Source organism: Helicobacter macacae MIT 99-5501 (assembly GCF_000507845.1).
Classification (GTDB): domain Bacteria; phylum Campylobacterota; class Campylobacteria; order Campylobacterales; family Helicobacteraceae; genus Helicobacter_B; species Helicobacter_B macacae.
This window is the reverse complement of the sequence record NZ_KI669455.1, coordinates 135,663-150,700: the sequence shown is the minus strand read 5'-3', so window position 1 is coordinate 150,700 and position 15,038 is coordinate 135,663. Positions and strand designations below refer to the sequence as shown.

7 protein-coding genes are annotated in these 15,038 nt (G+C 38.0%); 3 read left to right on the top strand and 4 right to left on the bottom strand.

Annotated features, from left to right (window positions below; translation table 11 throughout):
* Positions 1-421: 421 nt before the first annotated feature.
* The gene (fur, locus tag HMPREF2086_RS08135) at positions 422-880 is read right to left on the bottom strand and encodes a ferric iron uptake transcriptional regulator (RefSeq protein WP_023928284.1); all 459 of its coding nucleotides are present in this window, start codon (positions 878-880) and stop codon (positions 422-424) included.
* A gap of 146 nt (positions 881-1,026) precedes the next feature.
* On the opposite strand from fur, the gene HMPREF2086_RS12385 reads away from it, so the two are divergent.
* The 3 genes from HMPREF2086_RS12385 to rmuC all read left to right on the top strand — a co-directional run bounded on the left by HMPREF2086_RS12385 (position 1,027) and on the right by rmuC (position 6,722).
* Positions 1,027-2,424 carry a methyl-accepting chemotaxis protein gene (locus HMPREF2086_RS12385; RefSeq protein WP_023928283.1) on the top strand — a complete coding sequence of 466 codons (1,398 nt, stop codon included), beginning with the start codon at positions 1,027-1,029 and terminating at the stop codon, positions 2,422-2,424.
* Between the two features lie 253 nt (positions 2,425-2,677).
* Positions 2,678-4,639, top strand: a complete 1,962-nt coding sequence (locus HMPREF2086_RS08125; protein ID WP_023928282.1) for a penicillin-binding protein 1A — start codon at positions 2,678-2,680, stop codon at positions 4,637-4,639.
* 568 nt (positions 4,640-5,207) lie between these two features.
* Positions 5,208-6,722: a DNA recombination protein RmuC gene (gene rmuC / locus HMPREF2086_RS08115; RefSeq protein WP_023928280.1), complete on the top strand. Its 1,515-nt coding sequence runs from the start codon at positions 5,208-5,210 to the stop codon at positions 6,720-6,722.
* A gap of 45 nt (positions 6,723-6,767) precedes the next feature.
* Here the strand turns inward: rmuC and HMPREF2086_RS08110 are convergent, their stop codons facing one another.
* The 3 genes from HMPREF2086_RS08110 to HMPREF2086_RS08095 are packed head-to-tail and all read right to left on the bottom strand — an operon-like array spanning position 6,768 to position 15,016.
* The gene (locus HMPREF2086_RS08110; protein WP_034561522.1) at positions 6,768-8,540 is read right to left on the bottom strand and encodes an ATP-dependent nuclease; all 1,773 of its coding nucleotides are present in this window, start codon (positions 8,538-8,540) and stop codon (positions 6,768-6,770) included.
* A gap of 30 nt (positions 8,541-8,570) precedes the next feature.
* Positions 8,571-11,990 carry an Eco57I restriction-modification methylase domain-containing protein gene (locus tag HMPREF2086_RS08105; RefSeq protein ID WP_023928278.1) on the bottom strand — a complete coding sequence of 1,140 codons (3,420 nt, stop codon included), beginning with the start codon at positions 11,988-11,990 and terminating at the stop codon, positions 8,571-8,573.
* A complete protein-coding gene (locus HMPREF2086_RS08095; protein ID WP_023928277.1) occupies positions 11,987-15,016 on the bottom strand; it encodes a helicase-related protein in 3,030 nt (1,009 codons plus the stop codon). The genes HMPREF2086_RS08105 and HMPREF2086_RS08095 overlap by 4 nt, the downstream gene beginning before the upstream one ends.
* Positions 15,017-15,038: the final 22 nt, after the last annotated feature.

The window sequence follows — 15,038 nt, the reverse complement described above, 5'->3', positions numbered from 1 at the left end:
CGCTATTCTCAACTGATTTGATTGCAAATTTATTTATGGTAAAAATCGCCAAGCAAACATAAGCAAATATCACGCCCAAAAATCACATAAGGTGTAAAAAACTATGCCAAAAGAAATAAGAAGTCTAAAAATAGCTAATGATTTAAATCTCTTTGTGGAGAATCCAAAAGAAAGATTTTAAGTGTTTTTGGAGGTAAAACTTGAGCAAAATTCTATCAAGTCTTTTTGCTGTCTAGGTTTAGCAAAGATTTTAGTGTGGTAGCAAAATCAAGTGATTGCAAGCGATAAAACGCGCAAAATCCCCCTCCAAAACACCAAAACCAAAATGTATTGTGTGGATTGCTATGCAAGTCTTGGGACTTGCTCGCAATTACAAAATGAAAGAAGTAAAGGAAGTAAAACTATTTTTTGAGCGCACGCCCTAGTCTCGTAGCTGTTTTTGGCATTTCTCACAGATGACAAACAGCCTCATATCGTGGCTGATTAGCTTTGCTTTTAGGGATTTTACCACCTCAATTTGGCGAGATTCTATCTCATTGTCGACAAACTCCTCAATCGCTCCGCAATGCAAGCAAATAATGTGGTCGTGGTGCTCTTTTGCCGCGATTTCGTATCGCTTGCCACCTTTATCTGGCTCTATGGAGGTTACAAATTTTTCTTTTTCCAAAAAGCCCAAGATTCTATACACGGAAGAAATACTCGTAGATTTATCACGCAAGCGCAAGTTATTAGCGATTTCTTCGGGGGTTAGGTGTGTGCCACTTTTATAAAGCACGGATACAATCTCTTCGCGTTGTTTGGAGTTTTTTAGCCCGTCTTGCTTGACAAAAAGTCGCAATCTATCAATGATAGCATCTAAAGTTTCAAGTCTGTTTTTCATTTTACACCTCATAATGAGAATTCAAAAATTAGCGAAATTATAATACATTTTTAATAAATAAGAAACAAAATCTATGTTAAAATGCCTTTAGCAAACGCAAAAATGAGGTTGCAAAATCAAAAATTAAAGTTGTAAGGAGTCTTGCTATGTTTGGTTCTTCTAGTGAAACAAAAGCTGCACTGCAAAAGCAAGTAGCGGAAAATCAAGCCTTAAAAGCAGAAGTAGAGCATTACAAAAAAATCGCTTCATTTGGGTTTGATGAAGCCTTAGTCGGTGTGAAAAATGGGGAGGCGGTTTTTGCAAATTCTGTGGCATTGTCTTTGGGGAATCTACCTGATTTCATAAGAGCACTAGGAGAACTTGGAGATGGGCACTCTGTCATATCAGTAGGTGGCAAAAACTTCTCACTAAAAAGCCAAAACATTGATGGTGTGGTGTTTTATCGATTTGTCCAAGAGGGCTCTAAAAGAGATAGTGATGATGGTGTGGATTTGCTAGCGACTTACCACAAAAGCCTAAAAGACGGAATCGTAGGCGTGCAAAGCTCATTGCAAAATATTTTGGAACAATCAAAAAAAATCCAAGTAGGTGCAGAACACAATGAAGAAGAACTAGCTGAAGTGGGTAAAGTAAGCCAAAAAGCCGAAGAAAGCATAAAAGAGCTCTATGAAAGTATGCAAAACGCCACAAACATCGCAAACTCACTTGCCCAAAGAAGCAATGAAATCACTAATGTCGTATCTCTAATCGATGACATAGCCGAGCAAACAAACCTCCTTGCGCTAAATGCGGCTATTGAAGCTGCTAGAGCGGGTGAGCACGGGAGAGGATTTGCCGTTGTCGCTGATGAGGTGCGCAAACTAGCAGAAAAAACCCAAAAAGCAACCAAAGAAATCGCCATAGTCGTAAAATCTATGCAACAAGAAGCAAGCGATATACAAACCACTACGGAAGAAACTTCGACTTTCACAGCTGAAGTAAAGGCAAATGTCGAAGATATCTACGCCAAAAGTAACCTCGCCATAAACACCGTAAAACTAGCCAAAAATGCTCTACGCTCTTGCAATAATGAGGTGTTTTGCACCCTTGCTAAGCTCGACCACACGGTGTTTAAAAACAATCTCTACGCACTTGTGTTTGGACTATCTGATAGCTTCAATCAAGTCCCGCATACAAATTGCCGTCTTGGCAAGTGGTATTATGAGGGCGATGGCAAAGAGCATTTTGCTATGACTGCGGGGTATAGGGATTTAGAGCCTTTCCACGCGCAAGTGCATACTCAAGCAAATAGCCTAGCTGAAGCAATAATGAGCAAGCAAAATCCACCAAAAAGCTTCATAGATGAGAAAGTGGTGGGAATGGAAAAGGGAAGCGAGGGTGTAATGTCCTGCCTTGATAAAATGCTAGCTGAAAAAGTAGATAGCGTCCAACAAGAAAGAGCAGATATAAGAGATGCTAGGCAAAATATGGCTCAGGCTAGCACACAAACCCAACCAAAGCCAGCAGAATCTAAAGAGCCTGAAGTGCAAGCCCCAAAAGCATAGGCAAACCCTAGAAGCAAGCAAGGGAGTAAATCTCTTGTGCTGTCTAAATTCTGCACTGCTTAAATGTGGTATTTGGACTATGCAGAGTGAAGTGTAAGCGTGAAGTAGGGCAAGGTAGGTGCTTATCTAGTTTTTTTGGATTTGCGCTTTTGTCTGAAAAAGTCGTGCAAAGCCCGAAAAAGTCGAAATTTAAATAAATTTAAGCAAAGCAGGTAAAATCTTTGCATAAAAAATATAAGGCAAGTAAAAATAAATGATTAGAAAAGTCGCATTATCTAGTTGTGTCGTTGGTGGATTGATATTTGGTGTGTATTTGATTGCGCTGTATTTTGAGCTAAGCGCGGATTTGGATAAAGTAAGGCACTACTCCCCAAAAGTCGCTACCCAAATCTATGACAGAAAAAACCGCCTCATAGCCAATGTATTTGACACGGAATTTCGATTCTACGCGAAATTTGATGAGATTCCACCGCGAATGATTGAGGCGTTGCTAGCTATTGAGGATACGCTTTTTTTTGAGCACGGCGGGATAAACTATGATGGCATTATCCGTGCGATGCTAAAAAATATCCGCACAGGGCGACTAGGAGAGGGTGGAAGCACGCTTACGCAGCAGGTGGTAAAAAATATCATTTTGACGCGAGAGCGCACCATAAGTCGCAAAATCAAAGAAGCCTTGCTTACCGTGCAAGTAGAAGAAATTATTAGCAAAGAGCAGATTTTGGAGATTTATCTAAATGAGGTGTTTTTGGGGCACGGATACTATGGTGTCAAAACCGCAGCACTTGGCTACTTCAAAAAAACACTAAATCAGCTAAGCCTAAAAGAAATCGCTATTTTGGTAGGGCTACCACAATCCCCTAGCACTTATGACCCTACCAAAAATTTGGATTTGGCACTTACGCGTGCAAATGACATTATCCGCAGAATGTATGATTTGGGGTGGATTTCTAAGGAGTATAGAGACTCATCACTTGCAGAAAAGCCCATAGTATATCATCAGACGCTTACTCAAAATGTCGCTCCTTATGTAACTGATTATGCTTTAAGGCAACTAAGCTCCATAAAAGACATAAAAACAGGTGGCTACACTATCAAGCTACACATAGATTTGGACTACCAAGAAGTCGCCCAAAAAGCCCTAAAGAACGGCTACACTGCGCTACAAGCTCGACAGCTAAAGCTACTCCAAGCCCAAAGACCCAAAGGCGCAGAACCTACCATACTTCCTAGCGAAGATGACTTGACTGCAAATGATACGCTAAATGGTGCGGTAGTCATCACAGATAACAAAACGGGCAAGATTTTAGCCCTTGTAGGTGGGGTAAATCACGAAAAAAGTCCGTATAATCGCGCAGTAGATGCTTATCGCCAAATGGGAAGTAGCATAAAGCCATTTATATATCAAATCGCCTTTGATAGAGGATACTCCACCGCTACACAAGTCCCCGATGCTGCGCGGAGCTTTGATGAGTGGAATCCTAGAAATTCTGGTGGGAAGTTTCAAGGAATGGTAACCCTCCAAGACGCCCTTATCCACTCTCGCAATCTAGCCACGATAAATGTCGCCACGCTTGTTGGGTTTAGCAACATCTACAATGGCTTGCTAAATTTTGGCTTTAGTGGGTTTAGCGCGGATATGACAATCGCTATCGGTAGTCTAAACGCCACGCCGATAATGGTGGCAAAAGAGTATTCGATATTTTCAAACTATGGCGTGCGCAACGAGCCCGTGCTAATTGATAGTGTAATCGACCCGCAGGGCAATGTGTTTTCTTATGAGACGCAATCAGAAGTGATAATCTCACCCGAGCAGTCGTTTCTCACTACCTCCGTGCTACGCGAAGTCGTCAGGGCAGGCACAGGCAGACGCGCAGCAGTAAGCGGGATAGAGACAGCAGGCAAGACAGGCACGACAAACAACAATGTGGATTTTTGGTTTTGCGGATATACGCCCGATGTGCAGGCTATTATATGGTTTGGTCGCGATGATAATAGCCCCATAGGGAGATATGAGAGTGCCTCTGCGGTGGCAGCACCTGTGTTTGCCGAGATAGTAGCAGGAGCGGTGAGAATCGACCCGAGCTTGCGCCGTATATTTCCTCGCCCCGAAGCCGTGCGCTCAAAAACTATTGACAAAAATACATTTTTTTATACGCGCACTTCGCCACTACCAAATATCAGCAATATCGTTACTGAGCAGAATCTATACTAGGAAGTTTTTGGTGGTGTATTTCGTTTTTTAATGGGTTCTATGGTTTTGTTGTGCCAAATCATAGAACTGCGTATCAAATCGTAGAGTTGATAGACTAGCTTATTGATTTGAGATTCTAACTCGTTAGTGTTGTCATATTGTGATTTGTTTGTTTTGTTATATTGCGCCGTAGGCGAAATATTTTTATTGTAATTGCTTGTATCATTTGTTTGTCATTTTTAGATTCCGTTACCTTGTCATCACAATTCTTTATACTCTTGTCATCAGCTTCCTCTATCTTGTCATTCTTTGCTTTCGTAAAGAAGCAAAGAATCTCTTTTGTCCTAATGATTTTTATCATTTTGAGCATTTGTAGAATACGAAAAATCTCTCTTTTGTTTTTGAGATACTTCGGGCTTTGCCCTCAGTATAACAAACGGGATATATTGTAGGGTATTTTCTGTCAACTTGTTTTCCGCACATTTCTACAATTAAGCATTGTTCTAGTTGTTTTGTCATCAAAAAATCCAAAAATTTTATTTAAAATTAGATAAACTGCGCTAATGTTTTCACTAAAAAGGAATCAATGATGATTTATGTTATCTCTGCATTGCTAATTATCGTGCTTGTGGCTTGTGGGCTTTGTGTTGCAAAAATTATCTCTTTGCGTAATGCAAATGTGATTCTAAAATCTAGCGATAATTTTTATAAACAACAACTACAAGGTAAAGATGATTATATTTATGGATTAAAACAAGCCCATAGTGATGAGTTGGCAAATCTAAAGTCTCATCACAATGAAATGCTAGAAAATCAAAATAAAAACAACCAAGCAAAATTTGACATATTAAAAACGGAAAAAGAAAAGCGGATAAGCGAATTAGAATCCGAACAAGTCGCATTTGAAAGAAAATACAATCAAAACATAGAGCAAATTAGGGCTCAATATCAGCAGGATAAAGAGAAAGATTTGGCGCAATATGAAAAGAATCTAAAAACTATCCGCGAGGAAATTGACAAGCGATTTGAAATGCAAAAAAACGCGCTTTTAGAGCAAAATAAAAATATGTTAAATGCAGATTCGCGTAAAGTGCTAGATGAGATTTTTACGCCCATAAAAAACAAAGTCGAGCAATATTCCAAACAACTATCAGAAAATGAAATCAAATTAGGCACACATATTGACTCAATGTTTAAGCAAACCCAAAAACTTGGCGCGACTGCCGATGAATTCGCTAAGATTTTGCGTGGCGATAAAAAGATTCGCGGGAATTTTGGAGAATTGCAACTAAAAAGCGTGTTAGAATCTAGTGGGCTTATTCAAGGGGAACATTATGAGATTCAAGCGCATTTTAGAGATGATGATAGGGGGCTAAAGCCTGATGCAATCGTGCATTTGGATAAAGAGCGAAGCATTATCATTGATGCGAAGTTTTCCTTGCCAAATAATTACTCTATGGGCAATTTTAGTGAATCTAGCGAATTTAAAAGCATAGATTTGCTAGATAGCACACTTTGTAAGCAAATAGCGCAAAATCTAAAATCGCGCATAGATGACCTCTCCAAAAAGCCTTATGAAAAATTTACTAGCAAAAATCCGCGATTCGCACAGACGCGAATCTATGATTTTATGCTACTTTTTGTGCCATATAATAATATCTTAGATTTGGCGTTGAATGCTGAGCCAACGCTTTATCAATATGCTTTTAACAAACAAATCTATCTAACCACGCCACACACGCTATTTATGGCACTTAAAACAATAAACATTAGCTGGACTTATGTAGAGAGCGATGAGAAAGTGAAAGAGGCGTTTAGCGAAATGGGGAAAATTTATAATAAATTTGAAGGGTTGTGCAAGGACTTTGAAAAACTCAATCGCGCCATAAAAACCATTTGCACTGCGAGCGAGGATATGGAGACCAAATTATTTAGCAAAAAAGATGGAATCGAATTAAAGCTAAATAAAATCAAAGAATTAGGTGCAAAAACTAAAAAAACTATAAGTGAGAAATCTATAACCGAGAGTAAGGAATCTACAAAAAGTGATATGAATATGATTGAGATAGATGATAGTGGCGAGGATACGGAAAATGGCTCATAGAAATTGATAACATATCAAAAAATTATTGGGCTTAAGCTAAATTTATTAAATAAAAAAATCTTTCATAGCCTCAAACCAACTTTTAATTTCATCAAAATTTTGCAAGTTGTCCTCGCTAATTTGCAACCATATATCTTTACAATTAAACATTTCTTTGATTATGATTTCTCTTTTATGTAAATTCTCATTAAATTTTGTTGTTTTTTGAGCAATTAAATTTGCAATGTCTTTATTGTCCCATTCCTTTTTATCGTTCTCTGAAAATATAAAGTCCAATTCTAATTTGGATTTAAAATAATTCTCCACAATATCTATGGGATAATAATTTTCTATTTCTCGTTTTTGCGTAGTTATGACTTTTATATTATCTTGCTCAATAATATTTTCTCGCTCCTTATCATCTCTATCTATAAAATAAATCTGCTTGATATTACTACCTTTTAGATAATCCTGCTTTATCCAACTTTCAATATTTCCGCCACCACGCAATGGAACAATTGTTATGCTTTCAATATTAAAAATATCCCTTAAACAATCAACCTTATCTAAATTCTTAAAAAACTTTATATCGCTTTCACCCTCTACAAACAAAACACCTTTGTATGATACATAGGGCAATATTCCCAAAGTTTCAACCACTTGCCTAATATCTAAAGTCTCTTTTTGTAATATTTTTCTTGCATTATTTTCATCTTTTGTAACAAATATAACTTCATCTTTACCTACTAATTTAACTATTTCAGGCGTATGTGTGGTAATTAACACTTGCCTATTTGGATTTTGCGATATTGTTTTAAGCGTTTCAATAATTTTTCTTTGAAAATCTGGGTGCTGTGAAGTTTCTGGCTCTTCTATGGCATAAATCATATTTGAGTGATTTTGTCTTTCAGAATCCGCTATAAAGAAACTTAACAAAAACAATCTCTTTACTCCACTTCCTCTTTTGTTAAACGGCATTTCATCATCACTTTTAAATTCATAGCTAAATATGCTCTCTAAAGCCTTATCTTGCATATTTACAGATAAAGAATTTGCGATGTCTTCGTTAAAGCTTTTTAATTTTTCAAGTGTTTGGTTTGAAAAATCTTGTATTTTTTGCTTTATTTCTTGTTTTATATTTATAAATTGTTGCTCCACTTCAGCCACAGCATTTTTGGCTATCGCCTTTGTAATATCAGTAACTTCAGCATCTTTATCGGTGTTTGTTCTATCTGCTCTAAACAACATAAATTTTGGCAATTTTAATTTTATTTTTTCATAAATATTTGCAATATCGCTTTCTTTGAAATTTACATTGATTTCTTGAATATCGAGATTTAGACTTTCTTGTTTGTTAAACAAAAATTCTCTCATCGCTTTTTTAATCGTTTTATTAACATTTTGATTCTCAAATTTTTCAACTTCTTTTTTCAAATCAGTAATTCTAAGAGTAATCAAAGGTTTATCCCAATTATTTGGATAATTAGCTATGATAAAAATATTTTTTAGTTTTCCTTTTTCAAAAACTTTTTTGATTTGCAGAAGTCCATTATTGTCAAGCAGATATTCATTATCTAGTGTAGTTTGCGTGTTCTCACTTTCTGCAGAATCCAAAAATATAGGCATATTAGTTTCAACTCTAAATAAACAAGTTATTCTAATTTCTTTATTTGTTGAATACATATTAGCATCGTTATCCAAAGGCTTTTCATTTTCAAAAAATATATTTAAGGCATCTAAAATGGTAGATTTTCCAACATCATTCTTACCTATAATGACGCTTAGTTTAGGCAACTCAAATTCTACACTTTGATAGCTACGAAAATTCTCTATCTTTATTTTTTGTAAGTTGCATTTTAATTCCTTTTTTTAAGATTTTATTATTTTAACCTCATCAAATGTCAAATTATACAATTCATAAACTAAATCATCGATTTGTTTTTCAAATTCGTTTGTATCTTTGTTTTGTGATTTAGATTCTAATGTCCTATCCACTAAACTTCCAATTTCATCAGCTAAATCTTGGTTGTTTGAATCTATTTTTGGGAAACTAAAATCATTTAAATAGCTTGGCATAAGCCTTGTTGCACTTCCCAAATTTGCACTTGAGTGCCTGATAAAAAACCAAAACAATCTAGAATTTAAAACACCTAAAATCATTTTTTCTAGATTCTTATATCCTTGTTTCAAATAAACATTATGGATACTCGCATTGTGATAGAAGCCGACATTATCAAATCCAAACCTTGAATGATTTAGCAAATCTGGTATCATAACTTTTGGCTTATTGTAAGTGTGTGGATTTCTTATCGCAGAAAATTTATAAAAATCATCATCGTTTAGCTTTATTTTTCGTTGCATAAGCAGTGATTTTCTGTCTTGTAAATATTGATAAATGAGGGGATATTTTTTACTCATAGTATTGCTTTTTATTAAAGCATTTTGATTGTCATACGGATAAAGTATATATGTTGCATATTTACAATACTCGTATCGCCTTATATTCTCACCATAGACAAAAGGTTGCAGCAAATCTTTTTCTAACTCAAATTCACCAAAGTCATTTTTAACCTTGTATAATTTTTTGGATTCTAAAACAAAGTCAAACAAAAATACATCATCATTTCCACTTGATGAGCCTTTTGCTATCTGCGCTATTTGTGAAAATTTTAACTCAAAAGATTTTATTTTTTGGACTAAATCTGTGCTTTTGCTTTGTGGCTCAAAACTAAAAAATTTAGGATTTAGATTTTGCTGTGGTATTTTTTGAATGTTTGTGTAAATGTCATTTGCAAAGTTTTGCAAACTTGCGACTTTTGAATAAGAAAAAGTATGTATTGGCTTAGTCTTTGATATGGAGATAATACACGAATCTACCTTTGCATTATCAAATATTTTTACCCCATCACAATCCACATAAAATACAATTTGGTTTTGCAAAATCAAATTACGCAAATTTTGCCCATAACTTGCTTTTGTGAATTTATTACTAACAATGTAACTAAGAGTGCCTTTTTGCTTTAGTAGCCCAAAGCCTTTTGCAAAGAAATAGGTGTAAATATCCGCACTACCACAAGCAAAACCTACATAAGATTTGGAAATTGCCTCTTTGTTTGGAATATTTTGCCCTCTTATGTAAGGCGGATTGCCAATCACAATATCAAAAGATTCAACGCCAAACATATATGTGCTATCAAAGAAATCTGCTACATTATGGGGATTAAATGGTTTCCACTTTGTAAGTGGTGTATCTCCCTCTGCTTCAAAAAATAAGCTTTGTGAGATTTTATCACAGGTGGCTTGATAGCGCGATTGCAATGCGTCTTTATCGTGGCTAGTAAATGTATCAAGGCGAATTTGTCGCAATTCATCTAATCCACTTTCATATAAATCGCTTCCTAATTGCCTACCTTTTGAATCGCGTAGCTCTGTTTGCAAAGGCAGTAGCGAATTTGCAGATATGAACTTAAACTCCAAATTTGGCAGGGACTTAATATCGCTAGGATTTTCATCGACAATGAGTGAGAGAAAGCAACGCAGTCGCGCGATTTCGGTAGCCATAGGCTGAATGTCTATGCCATAAATGCAACTTTGCAAAATCTCTAATTTACGCGCATAGTATGGGCGTAAATCGCCTAGCAAGTCTTGGAGTCGGATAATCTCGCTTAAAATCCCCATAGGGAATGCGCCTGAGCCACAGGCTGGGTCGAGAATCTTTAGGGTGCTTAGGGTGGCAAGGATTAGCGCGTTGTCTTTTTGCGATAAATCGTGGAGTTTGCCACTCGCTTCGTCAATAGACGCTTTAGTCTTATTTCCTCGCTCGTGGCTACACAGCCCCGATTTCTCATCAAAAATACTTCCGCGCTGGGAATAGATAGAATCTTTTTGGATACTTCGGGCTTCGCCCTCAGTATGACAAAAATTGGGAGTAGATTTTGCAAAATCATACCCACCCCCTTTGTCCCCCTCCGCAAAGGAGGGGGAATGTGCAAAGTCCTCAAAGACTAGGGATTGCAAATATGCGGAATCCACTTTGCCTTTTAGGTGTGTTTGCAAATGTAGCAAAATCGCACTTCGCACCATATAGCGCACGATTTCGCTGGGCGTGTAGTAGCTTCCTGTGGATTTGCGTAGGGAGTTTTTATCGAGTTTATCTAGCTTATTGTCTGTGAAAAGCTGTGAGAGTAGGGACTCAAAAATCTGCCCCAAAAGCTCGGGGTCTAGGGCGACTTCCTCCGCACTCTCATCTGCCTCATCGATAGTGAAATGATATGAATCTAGCGTGGCAAAAAGCCTATCAAAAAGCGCGTTGTCAATCTTTAGTGTGTTTGCGTGGGTGTGGGGATTGCTTGGGATAAAATAATCGCTTGTCTGTGGGCTAAATAATCCGCCATTTAGGTAGGGAATTGTTGAGAGAATCTCTACAATCTGTGGTGGCAAAAATCCGTAATCACGCGAATCTTGCGGTGTGTTTAGCGTGGTAAAAAAGAGTGGCTCTAGCACTTCGTGGTAATAATCAGCACTTAAGCTAGTATCCCAAAGATTCGCTTTTATAATGCCCTTTTTCTCCAAAAATTTACAAAACAAAATGCGTGAAAATAGGCGCAAGATAAATTCACGCTTTTGGGTTGTGTCATACCCACCCCCTTTGTCCCCATCCGCAGGGGATGGGGAAATGTTTGGCAAAGTGAGATTTTCTACAAAGTCGGCAAAATGCACCAAAATCTTGGCGTAAAATTCTTTATTGAGTGCGGAAATGCTTAGTGCCTCTAAAATCTCGCCGTAGTAATTATCTACTTCTTTTGGTGTGATTTTGGCGATAGATTGCAGGTTGCGCGTGTGGGCTTGACTTGGGTGGGCTAAATCTATGTCTTTAATGAGCGTGATTTTTTCTACAATGTCGGTGTGAATCGTGCGGGATTTGTGCAATCTGCGCTTAGCAAAGGCGATAGATAAATGCGTGGGGCTAAGAAAAAAGATAATGTTGTAGCTAGGGATAGCGCGATTTATGGCGCGAGTGGCTTTTATCAAATTTGCTTTTTTATGCGAATCTATTTCTACGAGACTAAAGGCTAAGTTTTTATGCGCGGTATATTCACTTGGCTTTAGGAATTGCTCTCTATCGGCATTTGTAGCATAAATAATGCTGTTTAAGAAATCAAACTCATTAAGATTGGCGATAGGTGCGTTTGAAGCAAGTCCTAGATTGCGTAAGCGAAAAGATTCGCCTAAAAATGCCTTAAAATTCTCTTTGTTTAGGGGATAAAGTGCGTTTAGTGCTTGTGTCATTTTGTGCCTCCAAAGGTTGTAAAATCTGGGTTGATAAGTAGCCACGCAATAAGCCTAAATGTCTTTGGCTCAATAAAGACAAGTCCGCCATCGCTTTTGCTTTGGCTTTGTATGCTGGATTGGTAATGCTGAATCTGTGCATTTAGCTGTCCTGTAATGTTTTCAAAAATGCCTTTTAACGCGATTATGTCTGTGTAGTCATTTGTGATATGCTCTAGCTGTGAAAATGCTTCTTGTGGCTTTGTAGTGCTGTTGCAAATAATGATTTGAGAGAGATTATTTTGCTTATCGCTTGGCAAAATGCTAGGCAGTAGCGTTTGGGTGGAAATATCATAAAGGCAGGGATAGAGCGAATCGATTTGGTTAGAATGTCGTAGCATAGAAGTGTCTTGCAATAAAGCAAAGAGTAGGTTTTGCCCTGCATTATCAAGTGCGATAGAAAATATGCCCTCTTTTAGGTGGGATTTTTTGGATTTGACAAAATCGCTAAAAAGATTTGCTAGATTGATAAAAGAGCTTGATTCTTGCTCTAGCGCGACAAACTCGCTCTCCATTGCTTTTAGTTGCTTTGTGCGTAAGTCTTTGTGCGTTTGGTAGCGTTGCTCTTGCTCTTGTGAAAATGGATTTTCTAGCGCGGTGGCAGAGTTTGCTGCCTCTAGCTTATAGCGCAGCTTTGACTCCAAATCGATATAAGAATCTATATCCATATCGGGGAAAAAGTGCGTGATATGGTTTATCTTGTGCGTTGAGCCGATACGCCAAATCCGTCCGATTCGCTGAATGGCTCGAATGGGATTAAAAGCAATGTCCCAATTTAGCAAGTTCGCGCAATCTTGCAGGTTTTGCCCCTCGCTTAGGCAATCTGTGGCGACTAAAATGTCGATTTCGCGCTCATTTTCTTGTAGCGTGTAGTGCAGTGATTTTGGCGAAAATCGCTTTTTGTGGTTGCTAAACTCGCTTGGACTTGTATTGCCCGTGATAGATTCTGTGATAATGTCGCTAAATGAAGCCCTTAGTGCGGTGGTAAGTGCATTTGCAGTAACGATACTCTCTGTAAAAATAATGAGCTTTTCACGCTTAATAGAAGCGGAATCTATAAGCCGTTTTAGAGCTTGGAATTTCGCACTTTTGGCAAAATCTATCGTGGAGTTATAAGAGTGTAGCTTGGATTTTATGCTTTTTAGCTTTGCTAAATCGCTTTGTGTGTCATTATAAAATTCTTGGCTTAATGCGCTTATATGGCGCGAATCTATAATGCTTTGTAGTCGCTGTGGGAATGCGCTAGGCTCATCTAAAGATTCAATAGAGGAATCTGCCCACGCCAAATCCCACTCTGCAAAGGATATGGAAAAAGAGGGCGAAGAGGACGCACAAAAGGTGGAATGCGTGGAATCGCTTAAATCTAGGAAACTTTTATGATATGCGATGATTTTATCCAAAATGCTACTAAAGGCATCGACACTTGATTCTAATGCTTTGATAAGCGACATACATAAAAATCCGCGCGGTGTGGAGTATCCGCCCAAATTAGCAAGTTTGTCGCTTTGTAGCTCATCGATGATTTCACTTGGCAAATATCGCTCGTTATAGGGGTCATAAATGCAAAATGATAGGCTGTTTTGCGAATCATTTACACCCAAAATCTCTAGCAGTGAATCTATGCTAAAGTCTATGTGTGGTGGGATTGATGAGAGTTTTTCTACATTGATGGCTTTTTTGGGTAGGGATTTGCCTAAAGATTTTAGATACTGCTCTATTTCCTTTGCGGAGCGCGAAAAGATAAGATTGCATAGCTTGTAATAATCTAGTGGCAGGATAATCTCATCGTAAGAATCTAGGGCATCTTGCTGTGGCTCTTCTTTAACTTTTTTGGTGATTTCATTGGCGCGTTTGCAGATAGCTATGGGGTTTAGTGGCATACCATTTATAGTAATGCGTTCGCCTTTTAGGCTAAGCTGGTGGGCTAAGTCTAAGTAGCTGTTGTTTATAGGCGTGGCAGAGAGTAGCAATAGGTGTGAATCGTGTGAAATTTTTCCTTTTAGTTTGCGATAGGTGGGATTATCATTGCGAAAGGTGTGGGACTCATCGATGATGACTAAATCTGCGGACTTTAGAAATGGGATTCGCTCATTTTTGTTTATCGCTTCATCATAAGTGTAAAACTCGATATTTTGGCTTAGGATAAAGGGATTTTGCGAATCGTGCTTGTAGCTGTGCCATTGCGCTTTTAGCTTGGCTGGAGAAATGATAGCTATGCGCTTATATAGCGTGGCTAGGGATAGTGCGCTTAGCGTTTTGCCACTGCCCACAGGGTCTGCTAGTAAAGCTATGCCGTAAGTTTTTAGTCGTTTGTAGATTTCGCGTGTGGCGACTAGCTGGAAAGGATAAAGCGCGTAAGCCTTTGCCCCGCGCTCTAAATCAAGCTCTTCGTTTGTGGATAAGTCTTGGGTTTGGCTTGTGAAATAGGACGCGATTTTATCAAGTATGTCCTTTGGGCTGTGATAAAAATAGCTCGTTTGCAAGGACTCTAGCACCTCATCTGTGGAGTCTTTGCATTGAGATAAAAGGGTGTCAAAGTAGATTTTGCACTCTTTGGTTGTCTCTTTGGAATCACAAAGTAGGTTTAGCTCTTTGTTTGAGCTATCTCCATAAAGCCCTAAGCCACTTGCAGTGAGATTTGAGCTACCGATTATGACATTTTGCTCGATTTTGGGGTTTGTGCTATCGTGCAAAAAATACATTTTTGAGTGGATAAGCGTGTGGGCGGTGGAAGTGTAGAATGATATAGGGTGGTTTTTGATAAAATTATAAGCGATTTTATTCGCGCTAATCTCATCTAGCTGGGCATCAATATCTAAGATATTTTCATCTAAGTAAAAGGCAATATCGCTTGTGCTAGTTTGCGTATTTTGCTGGTTTTGTGTGCTTTGCTCACTTTTGCCCAAAATAATGCAAATGGCGTTTAGATTATCTTTTAGGCAGGAAAGGCGTTGAAGTGCTTTGGCGTTGTAAAATCCGCTAATCACGCATAAGTCAATCTTTGTAGCG